Below are 20583 nucleotides of genomic sequence, written 5' to 3' on the forward strand. Positions count from 1 at the left end.
CTTCATGCGCTCCGCAGGGCGGCGACGATCTGCAGCTGGTCGCCCTCGCCCAGGTAGGGATGCATCGGCAGGCTGAGCACCTGCTCGGCCAGCAGGTCGCCCACCGGCAGCACGGCGTCCGGATCGGCCACCGCCGGCTGGCGGTTGAGCGGGATCGGATAGTGCACCGCGGTGGGCACGCCGGCCGCTTCCAGGCGCTGCTGCAGGGCGCTGCGCTCGGCCACGCGGATGGTGTACTGGGCCCAGGCGCTGCGGTTGTGCGGCGCGACGTGCGGCATGGCCAGCAGCGCCGAGCCTTCGCGGCCGCAGCCGGCCGCGGCGAGCAGGCGGTCGTAGCGCGCGGCCACCTGCTGGCGCAGCTCGATCTCCTCCTCGAGGATGTCCAGCTTGGGCAGCAGGATGGCCGCCTGCAGGGTGTCCAGGCGGCTGTTCACGCCGACCCGCACGTGGTGGTAGCGGCGGTCCTGGCCGTGGCGGGCGATCTGGCGCAGCACCCGGGCCAGTTCGTCGTCGCCGGTGAAGATCGCCCCGCCGTCGCCGTAGCAGCCCAGCGGCTTGCTGGGGAAGAAGCTGGTGCAGGCGATGGTGGTCAGGCTGCACGAGCGGCGGCCCTTGTAGCTGGCGCCGAAGCTCTGCGCCGCGTCCTCGATCACCGGCAGGCCGTGGCGGGCGGCGATGGCGTTGATGGCGTCGAGGTCGGCGCACTGGCCGTACAGCGACACCGGCACCAGGGCGCGGGTGCGCTCGGTGATGGCCGCCTCCAGCAGCGCCGGGTCGAGGGTGCCGGTGTGCGGCTCGATGTCGACGTACACCGGCCGCGCGCCGAGCAGGGCGACGGTCTCGGCGGTGGCGACGAAGGTCAGGGCGGGGGTGATCACCTCGTCGCCCGGGCCGACGCCCAGCGCCATCAGGGCGATCTGCAGGGCGTCGGTGCCGTTGGCGCAGGTGATGCAGTGGCGGGCGCCGGAGAAGGCGCTCAGGCGCTCCTCCAGTTCGGCCACTTCCGGGCCGAGGATGTACTGGCCGTGGTCGAGGACGCGGCGGATGCCGGCCTCGATGCGCTCGCGGATGCGCTGCTGCTGGGCTTGCAGGTCGATGAACTCGATCATTTCCGTGCCCTCTGACGGGGGGATGGGGCCGCTCCGGGCGGAGCGTTTCAGTAGGCGGCCTCGTCCATCACCTCGCCCAGCACGGCGCAGGTCTTGTCGATCTCGGCGTCGGTGAGGGTCGGATGGACGAGGAACATCAGGCTGGTCTCGCCCAGTTCGCGGGCCACCGGCAGGCGCTCGGCCGGGCGCCAGCGGGTGTCGTCGAAGGCCTTTTCCAGGTAGACCTCCGAGCAGGAGCCGTAGAAGCAGGGCACGCCGCGGGCGTCGATCGCGGCGAGGATGCGGTCGCGGTCCCAGCCGGCGGCGAGCTGGCCGGGCTCGACGAACAGGTAGCACTTGTAGGCGGCATGCACGAGCTCGTCGGGCAGGCGCGGCACGCGCAGGCCGCGCAGCTGGCGGGCGCAGTCCCAGATGCGCTCGGCGTTGGCCAGGCGGCGGGCGTGCCAGGCATCGAGGCGGCGCAGCTGGATGCGGCCGATCACCGCCTGCACCTCCATCATTCGCCAGTTGGTGCCGAAGCGTTCGTGCAGCCAGCGGAAGCCCGGCCCGGTGTGCGGGCGGTGCACCGCCTCCCAGCTCTTGCCGTGGTCCTTGAGCGACCACATGGTCGACCACAGCTCGCGGCTGTTGGTGGTGACCATGCCGCCCTCGCCGCCGGTGGTGATGATCTTGTCCTGGCAGAACGACCAGGCGCCGACGTGGCCGATGGTGCCGACCGAGCGCCCCTTGTACTGGGCGCCGTGGGCCTGGGCGCAGTCCTCGATCACCTTGAGGTCGTGCTCGGCCGCCAGCGCCATGATCGGGTCCATGTCGCACGGCCAGCCGGCCAGGTGCACGCAGATCACCGCCCGGGTGCGCGGCGTCAGCACGGCGCGGATGGTCGCGGCGGTGATGTTCTGCGAGTCGCGGTCCACCTCGGCGAACACCGGCACCGCGCCAGCGTTGACGATGCTGGATACCGAGGCGAGGAAGGTGCGCGGCGTCACCACCACCTCGTCGCCCGGGCCGATGCCCAGGCCCTTGAGGGCGACGTCCAGCGCCACGGTGCCGTTCTCCAGGGCGATGGCGTACTCGGCGCCGGACCACTCGGCGAATTCCTTCTCGAACAGGTGGCATTCCTCGCCCGTCCAGTAGTTGACCCGGTTGGACAGGATGACGTCGCGCACCGCGTTGGCCTCTTCCTCCGTGAAGCACGGCCATGGCGAGAAGCTGGTGTTCAGCATGGTGAACCCCTCCGTGACGGTCAGGCTGGCAGAGCCCGGTAGCATGGAAAGTAGTGGGTCTGGTTCGGCACCCTGGCCGACAGTCGCTGGTATTCCTCGGGATCGAGGATCTTGCGGATCAGGCAGAAGTCGCGGGTCTGGCGCGAGAAGCCGGCCTTGAAGTTGAACAGCGAGTCTTCCCGGCAGCCCAGTCCGCCGCCCAGGCAGAAGTGGCGGCGACCCTCCCGCGCGGCGTCGCGGCGCACGCTATCGAACATCAGCTTGGTGGGCGCCAGCGCGGCGAAGGCCGGCGCGGTACCGCCCAGGTGGTACTGCACGAAGTCGCCGCAGAAGATGAACAGGCCGCTGCAGATCGCCTGGCCGTCGAGCCGGCAGGTATACAGGCGGGCGTCGAAGCTCGGCGCCGCCAGCAGTTCGCGGTAGTAGCGCGGCGGGAAGAAGTAGTAGGGCTCGGCCTGCAGGTTGCGCATGGTCGCCTCGTAGTTGGCGACGAATTCGGCCAGCGCCTCGCCCGGCGCCTCGGCGTGGCAGGCGACGCCCAGGCGGGCGAGCTTGCGCAGGTCGCGACGGTGGTTGTCGCGGTAGTCGCCGAGTTGCTCCTGCTCCGGCCGGTCGAGGTCGATGAGCACCACCGGCCCCGAGCGCTGCAGCGTCTCGCCCGGCAGAGCCGGGGTGAGCAGCGGGTGGCAGCGCGAGAACAGGCTGACGTAGCCGCGCCGGGCCAGGTGGGCGAGCAGTTGCTCCCAGAGCCGGGCGAGCGCGTCGGCCGTCAGCTCGCCCCAGGCCAGCGGCGAGGGGTAGCCGTATACCGAGGTCAGGTCGCGGCGCGTGGAGCCGGCGACCGCCCGCTCCAGCAGCGGCAGCAGCAGGCCGCCGCGCGACGTGCGCACGGCGAACAGCAGCGGCTCGCCCTCGCCGCTGCCTTGGGCGATGCGGTGGTACTCCCAGGTGTGGTAGCAGTCGTGGCGCGGCGCCTGCGTGAGGGCGGTTGCCCAGTCGGCCGGGGTGCGGATCTCGTCGATATCCATGGCGATGCCCTCCGGGGGGGAGCTACTTGCTGCCGGTGAACTTGGGCATGGTCGCCTCGCCGGCGGCGCTGATGCCCTCGCGGGCCAGCACCTTGGCGAGGGTCAGGGCGAGGATCTTCAGGTCGAGGGCGAACGACTGGTGGTCGACGTACCACAGGTCGAGGCGGAACTTCTCCTCCCAGCTCAGGGCGTTGCGGCCGTTGACCTGGGCCCAGCCGGTGACCCCGGGACGCACCGCGTGGCGGCGGAACTGCTCGGCGTCGTACAGCGGCAGGTACTCCATCAGCAGCGGGCGCGGGCCGACCAGGCTCATGTCGCCCCTGAGCACGTTCCACAGCTCGGGTAGCTCGTCGAGGCTGCTGGCGCGCAGCCAGCGGCCGAAGGGGGTCAGTCGCTCGTGGTCGGGCAGCGGCTCGCCGTGCGCGTCGACGGCGTCGCGCATGGTGCGGAACTTGACGATCTCGAAGGGCATGCCGTTGCGCCCCGGGCGCAGCTGGCGGAACAGCACCGGCGCGCCGAGGCGGCGGCGTACCTGCCAGGCGATCAGCGCCAGCAGCGGGGCGAGCAGCAGCAGGGCGGTGGCGGAAACCAGGAGGTCGAACAGGCGCTTGCTCATATCCCCATCTCCTGCAGCATCACCGCGTTGACGCGGTGCACGTCGTACTTGTCCTCGGCCACCTGGCGCGCGCGCGCGCCCATGCGCCGGGCCAGCCCCGGCTCCTCGATCAAGCGCAGCATGGCGGCTTCGAGGGCGTCGACGTCGCGCACCGGCACCAGGAAGCCGTTGTCGCCGTCGACCACCGTCTCGCGGCAGCCGGGGGCGTCGCTGGTGACGATGGCGCGGCCCATGGCCATGGCCTCCAGCACCGTGCGCGGCGTGCCCTCGTGGTAGGAGGGCAGCACGTAGACGCTGCAGGCGGCGATGGCCGGGCGCACGTCGCTCTGGCGGCCGAGGTAGGCGAGGGTGCCGTCGGCCACCCAGGCGTCCAGCTCGCGCTGCTCGATGGCGTCCGGGTTGTCGTCGATCCAGCCGACCAGGCTGCACACCACCTGCGGATGGCGCGCGCGCACCCGGCGCGCCGCGGCGGCGTATTCGCGCACGCCCTTGTCGCCGAGCAGGCGGGCGATCAGCAGGAAGTGCGGGGTCGCCGGCAGCGGCGCGACCCGGTACTCGCTGACGTCCACCCCGGAGCCGTTGACCACGCAGGAGGGGGTGGCCGGCGGCAGGATGCCGAGGTTGCGGAACAGCGCCTGGTCGTCGGGGTTCTGCAGGAACACCTTGTGCGTGCAGCGCAGCGCCAGGGCATACAGCGGCTGCACCAGCGAGCGCAGCGCCAGGTGCCGTTCGCCCTCGGCGGCGTTCTGCTGGAACACGTAGCCGAGGCCGGTGACCAGCGCGTAGCGCCGCGGCACATGGGCCAGCAGCGCCGCCAGCGAGCCGTAGATCACCGGCTTGATGGTGTAGCCCAGCACGAAGCTCGGCTGGATGCGCAGCATCAGCTGCCACAGGTAGAGCAGGGTGGCGGCGTCGGCCAGCGGGTTGGTGCCGGTGCGCTTGAGCGGGATGTCGTGCACGCGGATGCCGCGCGCCTCCAAGGCTCGGCGCACCGGGCTGTCCGGCGGCAGGTCCGGCGCGGCCACGTGCACGGTCAGGCCGCGCCCGAGCAGCGCCTCGAGCAGCGGGCCGCGGAAGCCGAGGATCGAATCGGCGAAGCTAGCGATGAGCAGAAAGTTCATGGCGCCGGGTCTCCGTGAGCCAGGCCTGGAACATCAGCACGTCCCAGAGCTGGTGCTGCCAGTTGTGGCGTCCGCTCTGATGCTCGTTCCATAGCCGGCGGATCGGTTCGGGATGGAAATAGCCGTCCTGACGCAGGCGGCCCTCGTCGAGCAGGTCCTCGGCCCAGTCGCGCAGCGGGCCGCGCAGCCAGCGGTCCAGCGGGATGCCGAAGCCCTGCTTGGGGCGCTCGATCAGCTCGCGTGGCACGTGGCGGTAGAGCACCTGGCGCAGCAGCCACTTGCCCTGGCCCTGGCGGATCTTCAGGTCCAGCGGCATGCGCCAGGCCAGCTCGACCACGCGGTGGTCGAGCAGCGGCACGCGGGTCTCCAGGCTGGTGGCCATGGCGGCGCGGTCGACCTTGACCAGGATGTCGTCGGCCATGTAGGTCTGCGCGTCCATGGCCATCATCCAGTGCTCGAAGCTGTCGCTGTGCGGCCAGGCGTTCGGGTTGGTCAGCCGGGTCTGCGGTTCGCGGGCGCCGATGACCAGGCTGGCCGGATCCTTCCAGTGGCTGGTCAGCTGGCGGAAGAACGCCTGGCTGTCGGACAGCTCGAGCACGTCGGCCAGCTTCTGCGCCTTGTCGCCGGGGATGGCCAGGTGCAGGCGCCGCGGCAGCAGCGGCCTGGCCATCTCGAACAGGCGGTCCCAGGTGGCCGGCGGCAGTGCACGCAGCAGGCCGGCGGCGGCCTGGCGGGCGAAGCCCGGCAGGTGCTGCATCTGGCTCCACACCTTGCGTGCGCTCAGGTAGCGGTTGTAGCCGCCGAACAGTTCGTCGCCGCCGTCGCCGCTGAGCGCCACCGTCACGTGCTGGCGCGCCAGCTGGCTGACCAGGAAGGTGGGGATCTGCGAGCTGTCGCTGAACGGCTCGCAGTACATGCTCGGCAGGCGCGGGATCACCGCCAGGGCGTCCGCGGGGCTGGCGTACAGCTCGGTGTGCTCGGTGCCCAGGTGGCGGGCCACCGCCCTGGCATGCACCGCCTCGTCGTAGCCGCCCTCGTCGAAGCCGATGGTGAAGGTGCGCACCGGCTGGCTGCTCTGCGCCTGCATCAGCGCGGCGACCGTGCTGCTGTCCACGCCGCCGCTGAGAAAGGCGCCGAGCGGCACGTCGGCAAGCATCTGCGCGCCGATGCTGCGCGACAGCTGCGCGTGCAGCAGCTCGACCGCTTCCTCGGCGCTGCCGGCGAACGGCTCGGCCAGGCCGCGCTCCACCGCCTCGTTGAGGCGCCAGTAGGCGCTGGGTTCGGCGGTGCGGGCGGCGGTGGCATCGTGCAGCGGCAGGGTCACGAAGTGCCCGGGCGGCAGCTTGGATATGCCCTGGTAGATGCTGTAGGGCGCCGGGATGCAGTTGTGGCGCAGCAGCAGGGTCAGCGCGCCGCGGTCCACCCCGGCGCGGAACGCCGGGTGCGCCCTGAGCGCCTTGAGTTCGGAGCCGAACAGCAGGGTGTTTCCTTGCCAGCCGTAGTACAGCGGCTTCTCGCCCAGGCGGTCGCGGGCCAGGGTGAGCTGGCGCGCCTGGCGGTCCCACAGGGCGATGGCGAACATGCCGATGCAGGCCTTGAGGGTGCGCTCGACGCCCCAGGCGGCGAAGCCGGCGAGCAGCGTCTCGGTGTCGGAGTGGCTGCGCCACGCCGGCGCGCGGTCTGCGGCCTCGAGCTGGCCGCGCAGCTCCAGGTGGTTGTAGATCTCGCCGTTGAAGGCGATCACGTAGCGCTCGCAGGCCGACTGCATCGGCTGGTGGCCGGCCGGCGACAGGTCGAGGATCGCCAGGCGGCGATGGCCGAGGGCCAGGTTGTGCGCCTGGTCCAGCCATACCCCGCCATCGTCCGGTCCGCGGCTGCGCAGGGTATTGGCCATGCGCCAGGCGATGCCCGGCGAGGCGCTGGTGTCGCTGACGCCCACCGACCAGAAACCGGCTAGACCGCACATGCTGGGGCAACCTCCCGTTGTTCCTTGATGTGCTGATAAAGCACGAACAGCGTGACCCAGAAGATCGGGTGGCGGGCCACGAAGTGGAAGAAGGTGAAGCCGATCAGGCCGGCGGTGCAGGCGAACACCAGGCGCTGGTCGAGCCGATAGACGTCGATGGCGCACTTGACCGGGAAGAAGTAGATGGCGAGCAGGCCGAGCAGGCCGCCGACGGTGAGGATGTCGATCGGCGTGTTGTGCGCCTCCCAGCCCTGGAAGGGCCCGTGCAGCCCCGAGAAGTTGCCGGCGCCGTTGCCCAGCACGAAGGTCAGCGGGTTGTCGAGCCAGGCCTGCAGGCCGTTGATGTACAGGGTGAGGCGCGAGCCGCCCTGGTCGGCCAGCGACCACTGCCTGCCCAGGGAGCTGGCGATGTCGGTGAGGAACCACAGGCCGAGCAGAAGCGCGAGCATCAGGGTCGCCGGCGCCACCAGCATGAAGAAGCGGCTGGGGACGATCAGGCTGAGCAGCAGCACGCCGACGGTCAGCGCCAGGTAGGCGAGGAAGGCGTCGGACTGGCTGGCCAGGCCGAAGAACACCAGCAGGCTGAAGCAGAGCGTCCTGAGCAGCGGCCGGGTGACGTGGATGGCGGTGATCAGGATCAGGCAGACCAGGTAGAGGGCCAGTTGGTTGGGGTTGCGCGCGCCGCCGGTGAAGCGGGTGGTGGCGTACCAGACGCTGACGTCGCCGAACAGGTACTGCAGCGACACCAGGGCGAGGGTGATGGCGAGGGTGAGCAGGGCGATCTGGCGGGTGCGCTCGGCCTGGGTGGCCAGGGCGAAGATGGTCAGCGCGCACAGCAGATAGGCCAGCAGGTCGCGGAAGGCGATGCCGTAGGTGTCGTAGAGGGCGTTGAGTGCGGTGACTGGCAGCACGATCGCCAGCAGGTGGAGCAGGGTGAGCAGCGGCAGCGGGTGCTCGCGCAGCGACGGCGTGCGCGCCGGCGTGGCGAAGCATCTGGCGATGGCGTAGACGATGATCAGTGCCAGGCCGATCTCGCCGACGCCCAGTTCCGGGGACAGCCGGTAGTTGGTCTGCAGCACCAGGGAGATCGCCGTGGCGATCAGCAGGCTGGGGATGAGATTCGTCATGGTGGCCGAGGCTCGATGGTGGCTGTGGACGGCCGGGGGGCCGGTGTTCCCTTCCGGTGCTGCGAGTTGACTCGGGACGGCGTGGACGGCGCTGGGCTACTGGGGCTGGCAGCAGCTCGCGGCATCGCGGTCGGGCGCGGCCAGGCTGCGCACGGCCGCGAGCAGTTGCTGCCGGGAGACGAGCGCGTAGTCGACCGGCTGCTGCTTCGGCAGGGACATTCGCCCGTCGAGGATGCGTTCGAGGTCGTCGAGGCTCAGCCGGCGACCGTGCTGCTCGAGGACCCTGCTGATTTCCGAGTGCTGGTCGGGGCCGAGGGCCAGGATCGGCTTGTCGGTGGCGAGGTACTCGAACAGCTTGCCGGTCAGTACCCCGCGCGCTTCGGGGGCCGGCGACTCGAGCAGGACGAGGATGTCCGACTGGCGCTGCAGGGCGATGGACTCGGCCCGCGGCAGGGCGCCGCGGAAGTCGACGAAACCCTCGGCGCCGAGCCGGTGGGCGACCTCGAGCAGGCTGCCCGGGTGGTTCGAGGCCACGCAGAAGCGCACCGCGTCCGGGGCTATCCGCCCGTCCGCGCGCAGCGCCACCAGCCGCTGCAGCAGCGGCGCCGGATCGCGCCAGGCGTCGAACAGGCTGCCGGTGTAGCTCAGGGTCAGCGGCGCGCCGGCCGGCCGCGGCGCACTGGCGGCGGCATCGGCGCACTGGCCGGGGCAGTTGTAGATCAGCCGGGTGCGCGCGGCGCCGAGCGAGCGGTCGAGGGCCGCCTGCAGGCCCTGGCTGACCGTGGAGACGACCTCGGCGCGCGCCAGCGCGCGTTTCTCCAGGTAGCGCTCCAGCAGGGAGAACGGCGGCAGGCCGGTGGACTTGTGGTCGTCGGCCCACAGGTCGCGGAAGTCCACCCACAGCTTGGTGTCGGGATGGTTCAGGCAGTACAGCAGGGCCGTGACCAGGCTGATGTAGGGGCTGTGGGTGGCGATCACCAGCTCGGGACGGATGCTCTGCAGCGCCCGGTAGGCGGACGGCAGCCAGAGGTCGTGCAGGCAGGGCATGCGGTAGGTCAGCACGCCGGAGCCGACCTTGGCCGGGCCGCCGGCTGCCCTGGCCTGGCCGGCCTGCGCTACCGCCCGCTGCAGGCGGGCGCGCTTGCGCCAGGCGTTGAGCGTCTCGATCAGGGCGATCGCCCGCGAGCGGGTACGCACCACCCGGTAGGGGGCGGCGGCATCCGCGCTGGCGTCGCCGGGGCCGGCGCCGGCGGCGCGGGTGACCACGTGCACCTCGTGCTCCTCGGCCAGCCAGTTGGCCCAGTTCTCCGGGCGGATGGCGCCGACCGCCTCGTCGGGGCGGAAGTGGAAGGCCAGCAGGGCGATTCTCATCTCGGGCTCCGGGGGCGGTTCAGGCGCGGCTGAGGCGGACGGTCGCCGCTCGCGCGGGCGGCACGCAGGGGGCGGCGCCCTGCAGGATCTGCTGGTAGAGGGTGCGCTCGGCCTGGGTATCGAACATCGAGTTGTGCCAGAGCAGGGTGAAGCAGCCGCTGACCGCCTGGCAGCGCTCGCGCAGCTCGGCGAACTTGCGCAGCGCCTCCTCGCCGCGGCCCAGGCCCATGTACAGCGGTTCGAGGATGGTTTCCTCCATGGCGATCAGCGGGCGGATGCGCAGCTTCAGCGGCCGGCCGGCGACCGGGTCGAAGGCCGGGTACTCGAAGCAGGTGCCGCAGCGGAAGCCCGGCCGGTCGGCGTAGCCGAGGGTGCTGTCGTAGCTCATGCCGGCCTGCTCCCAGGCGCGCAGGGTGGTCGGGTTCTCCCAGCGCAGGTAGTGCATGCGCCCGCCCCAGGCGTCCTGCACGATGCCTTCCTCGGCGCACACCCGGCGCAGCCGCGCGGCCTCGGCGGCGATGGCCTGCGGGCGCTGGTAGGTGGCGTAGCTGGGGTGCAGGCCGATCTCGTGGCCGCGGGCGTGGATGCGCCGCAGCAGTTCGCGGATCGCCGGGTGCTCGGGCTCGTAGTCGGCATCGCGCCGCGCGTCGGTGCGCCCGCAGATGAAGTAGAAGGCGCTGGTCAGGCCGTGCCGCTCGGAGGTGTCCATCAGCCAGTCGAAGGTGTTGTCGAGGTCGGCGGGGTGCAGCGTCAGCCGGCTGTTCAGGCGCACCCAGGGCGCCAGCCAGGCGCTGCGCAGGTAGCGGCGCTTGAGCAGGTCGCCGGCCATGACGCGCAGGATGGCGCGCGTCGAGCAGAAGCCGTAGCGGCTCGGCCGGTCGACGTCGTGGGACACCCTGATGGCGAAGCGGTGCTGGCGCAGCGGCAGGTGCGGCCACAGGCGCTGGATCACCTGGCCGAGCACGTGCAGCCACTCGTCGACCACCGGGCGCTCCAGGTAGCCGTGGCGGAACGCGTGGGAGGCGGTGCCCGGGAAGCGCTGGTGGACGTCGAGGTCGCTGCGCCCCACTTCCTCCTGGCGGGTCAGCATCCAGTAGGCGAGGCCGAGCAGGTCGTAGTGGATGCGGTAGCCGCCGGGCGTGGTCTCGATCAGCGGCCAGCGCAGCCGGCTGCCGCCGGGCGCCGGCAGCGGCTTGCCGAGCACCGAGTGCCAGCCTTCGCGGCTGGCCGCCCAGCTGGCATGCGGCAGGCTGGAGTCGGCGCGGGCGAAGGTGGTGGCGTCGGTGTCGATCTCGATGGCCGCCGGGCTGCCCGGCAGGCTCAGGCGCATGCTGGCGCCGCCGCTGTCCTGCAGGCTGAAGGTGTGGCCGTAGCGCTCGGCGAGCAGGTGCTCCAGCCAGTCGAGGACGGCGCGGGAGGGCCAGGTCTTGCGGGCGTTCATGGCGTGCCTGCCTTCAGGTCCCGGAGGAACAGGAAGGTCTTGAGCAGGCGCGACGGCGTGCGCGAGACCGCGAAGTAGGGCGTCTGGACCGCGCCGTACTGGCGGAACGAACGCTCCACCGACTCGATCATCGAGCCCTCGAAGTCGAAGCGGCGGGTCTTGTCGGCGACGTAGGCGATGATCTGCTGGTTGAGCAGCGAGGCCGCACCATGGGTGAGGTAGTCCGGGTCGATGGCGCAGATCAGCGCATAGGCGCTCATCTCGTCCCAGATCACGAACAGCGCGGCGTGCAGGTTGCCGTGGCGGTCGTAGGCGGCGATGGTCCTGCCGGCGCCGTGGGCGTAGCAGGCGTCGTGGATGCGCCGGAACTCCTCCCAGCCGTAGGCGATCTTCGCGCCCTTCTTGGCCAGGGTCAGGCAGTGGTGCTCGTAGAAGGTGCGCGCGGGAATGTCGTAGACCACCTCGATGCCGCGCTCGACGGCCTTGCGGATGTTGGCCCGCTTGGAGTTCTCGAAGCCCGCCACCACCTTGTCCATGTCGCCGAGGTCTTCGAGCAGGTAGGTGTAGCGGGTGGTCTCGCGGAAGCCGCGCCAGTAGAACGGCAGCCAGTTAGTCTGGCTGTAGTGCCAGTTCTGGTCGAAGTGGTCGTAGGCCGGCAGCTGGTCGATCAGCGCCTCCATCAGGTCCTTCTGCTGGCCCAGGCGCTTGGCGTACTTGGCGCTGCTCTCGCGCAGCCACGGACCGAGCATCTTGGTGAACGGCGGCAGGGTCAGCAGGGTGAGGCCCAGGCGCCGCTCGATGGCGTAGGGCAGCGCGGCGATCACCCGGCCGTTGTTCTCGACCAGGGCGACGTCCCAGCGCTCGGCGCCGGCGCTGGCGTCCAGCCACCAGGCGCGGCTGAAGATCGGCAGGGTCTTCTCGCTGGCGGAGAACTCCCGGTAGAGGGCTTTCCTGTCCCGCACCGCGGGCGCGGCGGCGCGCGGTGCGGCGCTGGGCTGCCAGTCCTGCGCGGCCGGCAGAGGCGTTTCCCGGTAGTCGACTCGTTCGAGCATTTACCTGGCTTCCTGTTTGCTGACGGTGTTGCCTGCCAGGACGTAGCGCGCGCCGGTATGCGGACACTGCACCTCGCCCTGCCCCTGCAGCGGCAGCGCGAGCTGCTCGCCGAACTCGCTCATCCAGCCGATCTGCCGGGCCGGCACGCCGACCACCAGGGCATAGGCGGGCACGTCCCGGTTGATCAGCGCGCCGGCGCCGACGAAGGCGTATTCGCCGATGGTCACCCCGCAGACGATGGTGCAGTTGGCGCCGAGGCTGGCGCCCCGCTTCACCAGGGTGTCGCGGTACTGGTCCTTGCGCTCGATCAGCGAGCGCGGGTTGTAGACGTTGGTGAACACCATGCTCGGCCCGCAGAACACGCCGTCCTCGAGGGTGACGTTGTCGTACACCGAGACGTTGTTCTGCACCTTGCAGTGGTCGCCGATCACCACCCGGTTGCCGACGAACACGTTCTGGCCGAGCGACACGCCCTTGCCGATGCGCGCGCCGCCGCAGACGTGCACGAAGTGCCAGACCCGCGAGCCTTCGCCGATCTGCGCGCCCTCGTCGACGATGGCGCTGGGATGCTGGTAGTGGTTCATGACATGACCCTCAGGCAGGCGGGGGACTTGAGCAGCGGGTGGTAGTCGCCCTGGGCGCCCAGCGGCTTGGCGTTGCGGATGGCGGCGACCGTGGTGATGGCGGTGCGGTTGGCTTCCAGGCCGAAGCCGCGGCCGGCGAGGATCTCCTCGTAGCTGCGGGTGTGCAGGTCGGTGAAGCCGCCGGAGAACTCGATCTCCTCGCCATCCACGGTGATCGAGCGGTAGGTGCGCTGGCCGGCCTCGCGCACTGCGCGCGGCACGTCGTCGATGTCCACCGACAGGTACCAGCGCACCCGGGCGTGCTCGTACTCCAGGTAGCCGGCGGCCTTGGTGGCGGTGCACAGGTGCACGCGGTTTTCCTGCAGTTCGCCGAAGATGAAGTGCAGCATGTCGAAGAAGTGCACGCCGATGTTGGTGGCGATGCCGCCGGACTTGCGCGCATCGCCCTTCCACGAGCGCAGGTACCAGTGGCCGCGGGCGGTGATGTAGCTGAGGTCCACCTCGTGCTTGGTCGGGCACTGCTTGTTCAGCATCTGCTCGCGCAGGGCGATGATCGCCGGGTGCACGCGCAGCTGCAGGATGGTGTTGACCCGGTGGCCGGTGTCCTTCTCGATCTCCTGCAGCGCGTCGATGTTCCACGGGTTGAGCACCAGCGGCTTCTCGCAGATGGCGTCGGCGCCGCTGCGCAGGGCGAAGCGCATGTGCGAGTCGTGCAGGTAGTTGGGCGAGCAGATCGACACGTAGCTCACCTGGTTGTCGTGGTTGCGCCGGCGCAGCTTGTCGATGTGCCGGTCGAAGCGCTCGAACTCGGTGAAGAAGTCGGCCTCGGGGAAGTAGCTGTCGAGGATGCCGATCGAGTCGTTGGGGTCCAGCGCAGCCACCAGTTGGTTGCCGGTGGCCTTGATGGCCTGCATGTGGCGGGGGGCGATGAAACCGGCGGCCCCGATGAGAGCGAAGTTCTTCATGGATTGGCTCTTCTGGTGCGTGGCGGGTGGCTGGTCCTGCCGGCCCTGCACGGGGCAGGGGCGGCCGGTTCCGGTTCAGGTGTGGGCGATGTACCAGGGCATGGCCGCGGCGATGCCGGCGGCGATGTCGAACTGCGGCGCGTAGCCGAGCAGAAGGCGCGCCTTGCCGATGTCGGCCTGCGAGTGGCGCACGTCGCCGGTGCGGAACTCGCGGTACACCGGGGCCGGCGCGTAGTGCACGCCGTGGCTGGCCAGGCTGCGGCGCAGCGCGGCGAACAGCTGGTTGAGGTCGGTACGGCTGCTGAAGGCGACGTTGTAGACCTGGTTGCGGGCGCTGGCGGCGGCGCTGGCGGCGAGCAGGTTGGCCTGCACCACGTTGGCGACGTAGCAGAAGTCGCGGCTGGTCTCGCCGTCGCCGTTGATCGCCACCGGCTCGCCGCGGATCATCGCCGCGGTCCAGCGCGGGATCACCGCGGCATAGGCGCCGTCCGGGTCCTGGCGCGGGCCGAACACGTTGAAGTAGCGCAGGCCGATGCTGGCGAAGCCGTAGCAGCGGGCGAACACCTCGGCGTACAGCTCGTTGACGTACTTGGTCACCGCGTAGGGCGACAGTGGACGGCCGATGGCGTCCTCGACCTTGGGCAGGCCGGGGTGGTCGCCGTAGGTGGAGCTGCTGGCGGCGTAGGTGAAGCTCTGCACGCCGGCATCGCGTGAGGCGACCAGCATGTTGAGGAAGCCGTCGATGTTGGCGCCGTTGCTGGCGAGCGGGTCGTCGATCGAGCGCGGCACCGAGCCGAGGGCGGCCTGGTGGAGGACGTGGTCGACGCCCTCGCAGGCCTGGCGGCAGTCGTCCAGGTTGCGGATGTCGCCTTCGACGAAGCGGAAGTTCGCCCAGCGCTGCCGGCCGACCAGTTCCTGCACCTCGTCGAGGTTGCGTCGGTGCCCGGTGGCGAAGTTGTCCAGGCCGACCACCTGCTGGTCGAGCCCGAGCAGCGCTTCCAGCAGGTTGGAGCCGATGAAGCCGGCGACGCCGGTGACCAGCCAGGTCTTGTGGCTGCGGGCCAGCTCGTGCTGCAGGGCCAGGTAGCGGGACATGGTGGGCGCTTCCGTGGTGGAGGGAGTCGCGGTGCTGGTTTGTGGGAGGTCGCCCGCGGCGCGCTGCCGGGTGCAACAGCAGCGCGGCAGACCGTGTCCGCCTGGCGGCGCGGGGCGCGCCTCCCACAATTCGGTGGCTACAGGCGCAGGTCGGCCTCGCTCTGGTCGAGCAGGTACTTGAGGTCGTAGAGCACGTGCTCGTCCTTGCCGTAGCGGCGGATGTTGGCGGCGCCCAGGCTGCGGAACTCGTCGTGGGCGACGGCGAGGATGATGGCGTCGTAGGCGGCGATGGCCGGTTCGCCGACCGGGGTGACGCCGTATTCGTGCTGGGCCTCGGCGATGTTCACCCAGGGGTCGTAGACGTCGGCGCTGATGTGGTACTCGGCCAGTTCGCGCAGGATGTCGACCACCTTGGTGTTGCGCAGGTCCGGGCAGTTCTCCTTGAAGGCCAGGCCCAGCACCAGCACGCTGGCGCCCTCGACGCAGATGCGCCGCTTGAGCATGGCCTTGACCAGTTGCGAGGCCACGTAGGCGCCCATGCCGTCGTTGAGGCGGCGGCCGGCGAGGATGATCTCGGGGTGGTAGCCGATGCTCTGCGCCTTGTGGGTCAGGTAGTAGGGATCGACGCCGATGCAGTGGCCGCCGACCAGGCCGGGGCGGAACGGCAGGAAGTTCCACTTGGTGCCGGCGGCCTTGAGCACCGCCTCGGTGTCGATGCCCATGCGGTTGAAGATGATCGCCAGTTCGTTGATCAGGGCGATGTTGAGGTCGCGCTGGGTGTTCTCGATCACCTTGGCGGCCTCGGCGATGCGGATGCTGCCGGCCTTGTGGGTGCCGGCGGCGATGATCTGGCCGTACAGCGCGTCGACCAGGTCGGCGACCTCCGGGGTGGAGCCGGAGGTGATCTTCCGGATGGTGGTGACGCGGTGCTCCTTGTCGCCGGGATTGATGCGTTCGGGGCTGTAGCCGGCGAAGAAGTCGACGTTGAACTTCAGGCCCGACACCCGTTCCAGCACCGGCACGCATTCCTCCTCGGTGGCCCCGGGGAACACGGTGGATTCGTAGATGACCAGGTCGCCGGGCTTGAGCACCTGGCCGATGGTCTGCGAGGCCCGGATCAGCGGGGTCAGGTCGGGCTGCTTGTGCTCGTTGATCGGCGTCGGCACGGTGACGATGAAGGTGTTGCAGGCGGCCAGGTCGGCGAGGTCGGCGCTGTAGCGCAGCTGGCTGGCCTCGCGCAGTTCGAGGTCGCTGACCTCCAGGGTGGCGTCATGGCCGCCGCGCAGGGCGTCGATGCGCGCCTGGTTGATGTCGAAGCCCACCACGGGGCGATGCTTGCTGAATTCGACGGCGAGCGGCAAGCCGACGTAGCCGAGGCCGATGATGGCGAGTTTGATGTCGTCCGGCGTGTGCATGGTGGTCGTCCTGATGGGGCCAGTGGTGGGTCGTGGCCATCCATGGGCGGAGAGCGGCGGGGCGCTTTCCGGGCGTCCGCGCAGGATCCGGGCCGTGTCGCGGTTCAGGCGAAGTGGCCCCGGGCGATCTGCCAGGGGGTGTCGATGACCAGGCGTTCGGCCTGGAACGCGCCGACGATGCGTGCGGCCTGCTGCATGCCTTCGCTGAGTACCGGCGGGCGGTGGCGGACGTTGTGGGCGTCGCTGGCGAGGATGGTGACCAGCCCCAGCTCGAGCAGGGCGCAGGCGATCAGCCGGGCGGGCTCGCCGAAGTGGCCGGCGACGGCCCCGGCGGTGACCTGCAGCAGGCAGCCCTGCTCGATGAACGGCTTGAGCTTGCGCGGGCACTGCATCACGCCCTTGTTGCGCTCGGGGTGGGCGATCATCGGCATGACGTCGTGCTGCAGCAGCCATTCGGTGAGGCGCTCGGCGCCGAACGGCACCTCGCCGTGCGGCAGCTCCAGCAGCAGTACGCGCTTGCCGTGCCAGCGGCCGAGGAAGGGCAGGCTGTCCTGCTCGATGCCCTGCATCAGCTCGGTGCTGTAGCGGACCTCGGCGGCAGCGGCGACCTGCAGCGGGATGCCCGCTTCCTGCAGGCCGGCGACCAGGCGCTGGCGCGCGGCGGCGATGCTGGCGAGGTCGTTGTCGTAGCGCCCGGGGTGGATGTGCGGGGTGCAGACCAGGTGGGTGATGCCTTCGGCGACCGCCAGGCGCGCCAGCTCCAGGGCGGTGTCGAGGTCGGGGGCACCGTCGTCGATGCCCGGCAGCAGGTGGTTGTGCAGGTCGATCATGGACGAACTCCCTGTTGTCCGCCGGTAGCGGGTCGCGGCGCAGGCCTTCAGGCCTTCTGCGCCTCGGTGGCCGGCTGGCTGCTGGTGTAGCCGTAGTAGTCGTAGTAGCCGCCGTAGTGGTAACCCTGTTTCTGCGCCTTGCGCACGTCCACCTGGTTGAGCACCACGCCGGTGACCGGCGAGTTGCTCTGCAGCAGCTGTCCGACGCCTTTCTGCGCCAGCGGCACCGGAGTGGTCTCGGACTTGATCACGTAGATCTGCGCGTCGGCGTGGGTGGCGAGGATGGTGGCGTCGCTCACCGCCTGGATCGGCGGCGAGTCGATGATCACCCGGTCGTAGCGGTTCCTGAGATCCTCGATGACCGCGGCGAAGCGTTCCGAGGACAGCAGCTCCAGCGGGTTCGGCGGCACGGCGCCGGCGCACAGCATGTCGATGCCCTCGATGGTCTTGATGCAGTCCTCGACCCTGGCGGTGCCGGCGATCAGGTTGGCCAGGCCGGGGGTGCCCACCGGGAACTTGAAGTTCTTCGCCAGGGTCGGCCGGCGCAGGTCGGCGTCGACCAGCAGCACCTTCTCCAACTGGCCGAAGGCGTAGGCCAGGTTGGCCGCCACGGTGCTCTTGCCCTCGCCGGGCAGCGAGGAGGTGACCACCAGGATGCGGTGCGGCTCGGCCATGCCGGACAGCACCAGGCCGGTGCGTATGGTGCGGATCGACTCGCTGAAGCTGCGGTCCTCGTTGCTGCTGAACAGGTGGGCGATCTGGCTGCGCTGGCGGTTCTTGACCAGCGGCAGGATGCCCAGCACCGGCAGGTTGAGCTTGCTCTCGACCTCCTCGATGCTCTTGAAGGTGTTGTTGAGGATCTGCAGCAGCAGGGTCATGGCGACGCTGCACACCAGCGCGAGGATGCCGGAGAGGCCGACGATCAGGCCCTTCATCGGCCGGATCGGCGCGCTGGGCAGCACCGCCGGGTCGACCACGCGGGCATTGGCCGCCTCCAGGTCGGCGGTGGCGGTGGTTTCCTTCAGGCGGGTCATGAAGGTGTCGTAGAGGGTGCGGTTGGCCTCCACCTCGCGCATCAGCTCGCGGACCTCGAACTCCTTGCGGGAGATCTTCTGGATCTGCGCCTTGTTGGATTCCACCGAGGCGCGCAACGACTCTTCGTTGGCCACCGCCAGCTGGTAGTTGCGCTCGATGCCGGCGACGATCTGCTCGACCTGGCCGCGCAGGCTGGCCGAGGCGGCGGCGAGATCGGAGCGCGCGGCCTCGAGTGCCGGGTGGCGGGAGCCATAGCGCTTGGACAGCTCATCGACCTTGGCGCGGGCCTTGGCCTCGTCGGACTTGAACTGCTGGATCAGCGGGTGGCCGAGGACGGCCGGGATGGTGGCGAGCTTCTCCCAGCCGCCCTTGCGCATGGATTCCACCTGGCGGTACTGGCTCTGCGCCTCGGCGCGCTGGCGGCGGGCATCGATCATGCGGTCGCTGGTGGCGGTCAGTTCGGCGGCGCTGACGCTGGCGACGCCGCCGACGTCCACCAGGTTCTCCTTCTCGCGGAAGGCCTGCAGGCGGGACTCGGCGTCCTTGAGCTTGCTGCGCAGCTCGACCATGCGGTTGTTCATCCAGGTGGTGGCCATCATGGACATGTCCATGGAGGCTTCCAGCTGGGCCTCGATGAAGCCGTTGGCCAGGGCGTTGGCGGCGCGGGTCGCCAGCTCCGGATCGGTCATGTCGACCATGACCTTGACCAGCTGGCTCTTGCCCATGGGCTCGATGGTCACCCGGGCCATGAGTTCGCGGGTCACCTCGTCGAAGATCTTCGCCTCGCTCGGGCCGCCGGCATTCTCCGGCAGGCTTTGCGTCCCGGTGGCGGGGTTGGCCTCGGCCACGCTGCTGAAGCCGGCCAGCAGGCCGCGCACGTCGATCAGCGGACCGTCCTGCTGGCGCGGATCGAACTCGGGGTGGCTGGTCAGCTCCAGGCGGCGCACCACCCGTTCGGCCAGGGCGCGCGACTTGAGCAGCTGGAACTGGGTTTCCAGGTACTCGTTGCCGGTACCCTCGGCCCCGTAGACCTGCTCGATGGAGACCACGTTGGCCTTCTTCTGCTCGATCAGCAGGGTGGCGGTGGCCCGGTAGGTCGGGGTGACGGCGAAGGTGCCCAGGGCGGCCACCATCATGACGATCAGGATCAGGGCGAGAATCCCCCACTTGCGCCGCCAGATGGTTTGCCACATCTGCAGCATGTCGGGAGCGTCGCTCGTCAGGCGGCTGGCGATCCAGGTGCGCGCCTGGTGTCGGGCGGTGGTGTCCATGGCAGAAGGCCCCCTGCTCAGTGGGTCAGAAGAAACCCTGGTCGATGGTGATGGTGTCGCCCGGCATCACCGGGGTGTCGAGGCTGGCGCGCTCGGGACGGCGCTGGGGATCCTGGTCGCGGATGATGGTGATGCGGCTGGTCGAGGCGCGCTCGGTCAGGCCGCCGGCCAGCGCCACGGCGCGGCGCAGGGTCAGGCCGGGCTGGAAGGTGTAGCCGCCGGGGGTCTTCACTTCGCCGCTGATGAAGAACTCGCGGTACCTGAGGATGCTGACCGACACCCGCGGGTCGACCAGGTAGCCGCCCTTGAGGCGCTCGGCGAGCATCCGCTCGATCTCGGCGGCGGTCTTGCCCCTGGCCTGGATGTCGCCGAGGAAGGGGTAGGAGAAGATGCCCGCGTCGTTGAGGCGGACCTCCGGGAAGCTGAGATCCGGCTCGCCGAACACGCTGATGGCGATGATGTCGCCCGAGGCCAGCTTGTAGGTGGAGTAGCCTTCCGCCCGCACGGCGCCGCCGTGGGGCAGGAGCAGGCCGAGGCTCAGGGCCAGGAGAAGGTGACGGAGGATCATGGCGCGTTCTCTGGTGACGTGTGGAGGTCAGCGGGCGCCGCCGATGGCGCCCGCATCTGCCGCAACCGAATGCTCGAGCGACAGGCCTTCCTGTTCGCGGCGCTTTGTCTGTCCGCGCCGCGCTGGGGCCGGCCGTCAGCTGCGGCTGGCAGGCGCCTGGTCGCGGCCATTGCCGGGGGGGCGCTCCTCGCCGGGGGTGGCAGGCTTCGCCGGCGAGGCCGGTTCGTCCGCGCTTCCCGGTTTCGCCGGCGTGGCTGGGGTGGCCGCCTGGTCGGGCCTGGCGTCCCGCTGTTCGGCGCTCGACTCGTCGACCGCCAGCAGCAGGGGGCTGGCCGCGAACCGTGGGGCGTCCGGCGCCGCGGGGAACGCGACGGCCTGAGTGGCGGCCAGCGCCAGCGTCAGGGAAAGGGGGATCAGGATGCTGCGCATGTCGAATCTCCTCGCGGCCGGGGCGGGTCGCCTGTCGGCTGGCGGGTGCTGCCGGATAGCTGCTGTTTGACAGGCTGTTCCGGGCACGCTACCGCCCCAAGATTTACCGCAAATTCTTGAAAACGAGTCTTTGCAATGTCGATGGCAATTCGTGGAAAGCATCACTTGAAGCGTGCTTATGGACGTGAGTGTAGTGCGGCTTTGCAACTCGTAAAGGCAGTCTGGTTACTTGTTGAGCGTTCGCTCGGCGTCTACTTTATGAAGTGCTGGAAGTTGTTTTGTTGAAGGGTTTTCGAGTGACAGGGGTGGGGTATGGACGCATCGCTTGAGGGTGGG

18 protein-coding genes are annotated in these 20583 nt (G+C 70.1%); all 18 read right to left on the reverse strand.

Annotated elements, in window-relative coordinates; translation table 11 throughout:
• Window positions 1–2: 2 nt before the first annotated feature.
• Window positions 3–1109, reverse strand: coding sequence for a DegT/DnrJ/EryC1/StrS aminotransferase family protein (locus tag E5198_RS00380; protein ID WP_136488030.1), 1107 nt, complete (start codon window positions 1107–1109; stop codon window positions 3–5).
• Window positions 1110–1156: 47 nt separating this feature from the next.
• A complete protein-coding gene (locus tag E5198_RS00385; RefSeq protein ID WP_136488031.1) occupies window positions 1157–2332 on the reverse strand; it encodes a DegT/DnrJ/EryC1/StrS aminotransferase family protein in 1176 nt (391 codons plus the stop codon).
• 20 nt (window positions 2333–2352) lie between these two features.
• Window positions 2353–3360, reverse strand: a complete 1008-nt coding sequence (locus E5198_RS00390; protein ID WP_136488032.1) for a GNAT family N-acetyltransferase — start codon at window positions 3358–3360, stop codon at window positions 2353–2355.
• A gap of 22 nt (window positions 3361–3382) precedes the next feature.
• Window positions 3383–3976 carry a sugar transferase gene (locus E5198_RS00395; RefSeq protein WP_136488033.1) on the reverse strand — a complete coding sequence of 198 codons (594 nt, stop codon included), beginning with the start codon at window positions 3974–3976 and terminating at the stop codon, window positions 3383–3385.
• Window positions 3973–5097, reverse strand: a complete 1125-nt coding sequence (locus E5198_RS00400; RefSeq protein WP_136488034.1) for a glycosyltransferase family 4 protein — start codon at window positions 5095–5097, stop codon at window positions 3973–3975. The genes E5198_RS00395 and E5198_RS00400 overlap by 4 nt, the downstream gene beginning before the upstream one ends.
• The gene (asnB, locus tag E5198_RS00405) at window positions 5075–7063 is read right to left on the reverse strand and encodes an asparagine synthase (glutamine-hydrolyzing) (RefSeq protein WP_136488035.1); all 1989 of its coding nucleotides are present in this window, start codon (window positions 7061–7063) and stop codon (window positions 5075–5077) included. The genes E5198_RS00400 and asnB overlap by 23 nt, the downstream gene beginning before the upstream one ends.
• Window positions 7051–8190, reverse strand: a complete 1140-nt coding sequence (locus E5198_RS00410) for a hypothetical protein (RefSeq protein ID WP_136488036.1) — start codon at window positions 8188–8190, stop codon at window positions 7051–7053. Before E5198_RS00410 ends, asnB begins: the two co-directional genes overlap by 13 nt.
• Window positions 8191–8286: 96 nt before the next feature.
• Entirely contained in the window at window positions 8287–9561 is a 1275-nt protein-coding gene (locus E5198_RS00415) for a glycosyltransferase (protein WP_136488037.1), read from the reverse strand.
• Window positions 9562–9580: 19 nt separating this feature from the next.
• Complete coding sequence (locus E5198_RS00420) at window positions 9581–11002, reverse strand: polysaccharide deacetylase family protein (RefSeq protein WP_136488038.1); 1422 nt, start codon at window positions 11000–11002, stop codon at window positions 9581–9583.
• Window positions 10999–12054, reverse strand: coding sequence for a GNAT family N-acetyltransferase (locus E5198_RS00425; protein ID WP_136488039.1), 1056 nt, complete (start codon window positions 12052–12054; stop codon window positions 10999–11001). Before E5198_RS00425 ends, E5198_RS00420 begins: the two co-directional genes overlap by 4 nt.
• Window positions 12055–12639 carry a UDP-2-acetamido-3-amino-2,3-dideoxy-D-glucuronate N-acetyltransferase gene (gene wbpD / locus E5198_RS00430; protein ID WP_136488040.1) on the reverse strand — a complete coding sequence of 195 codons (585 nt, stop codon included), beginning with the start codon at window positions 12637–12639 and terminating at the stop codon, window positions 12055–12057.
• The gene (locus E5198_RS00435) at window positions 12636–13604 is read right to left on the reverse strand and encodes a Gfo/Idh/MocA family protein (protein ID WP_136488041.1); all 969 of its coding nucleotides are present in this window, start codon (window positions 13602–13604) and stop codon (window positions 12636–12638) included. Before E5198_RS00435 ends, wbpD begins: the two co-directional genes overlap by 4 nt.
• 75 nt (window positions 13605–13679) lie before the next feature.
• On the reverse strand, window positions 13680–14699 hold the full coding sequence (locus E5198_RS00440) for an SDR family oxidoreductase (protein WP_136488042.1): 1020 nt from the start codon (window positions 14697–14699) through the stop codon (window positions 13680–13682).
• A gap of 137 nt (window positions 14700–14836) precedes the next feature.
• Entirely contained in the window at window positions 14837–16114 is a 1278-nt protein-coding gene (gene tviB, locus E5198_RS00445; protein WP_136488043.1) for a Vi polysaccharide biosynthesis UDP-N-acetylglucosamine C-6 dehydrogenase TviB, read from the reverse strand.
• Window positions 16115–16218: 104 nt separating this feature from the next.
• Complete coding sequence (locus E5198_RS00450; RefSeq protein WP_136488044.1) at window positions 16219–16944, reverse strand: tyrosine-protein phosphatase; 726 nt, start codon at window positions 16942–16944, stop codon at window positions 16219–16221.
• A gap of 47 nt (window positions 16945–16991) precedes the next feature.
• The gene (locus E5198_RS00455) at window positions 16992–19250 is read right to left on the reverse strand and encodes a polysaccharide biosynthesis tyrosine autokinase (RefSeq protein ID WP_136488045.1); all 2259 of its coding nucleotides are present in this window, start codon (window positions 19248–19250) and stop codon (window positions 16992–16994) included.
• Between the two features lie 25 nt (window positions 19251–19275).
• A complete protein-coding gene (locus tag E5198_RS00460) occupies window positions 19276–19818 on the reverse strand; it encodes a polysaccharide biosynthesis/export family protein (protein WP_136488046.1) in 543 nt (180 codons plus the stop codon).
• 135 nt (window positions 19819–19953) lie between these two features.
• Window positions 19954–20247: a hypothetical protein gene (locus E5198_RS00465; protein WP_136488047.1), complete on the reverse strand. Its 294-nt coding sequence runs from the start codon at window positions 20245–20247 to the stop codon at window positions 19954–19956.
• Window positions 20248–20583: the final 336 nt, after the last annotated feature.

It is taken from the genome of Pseudomonas sp. A-1, assembly GCF_004801855.1.
In the GTDB taxonomy this organism is placed as follows: domain Bacteria; phylum Pseudomonadota; class Gammaproteobacteria; order Pseudomonadales; family Pseudomonadaceae; genus Geopseudomonas.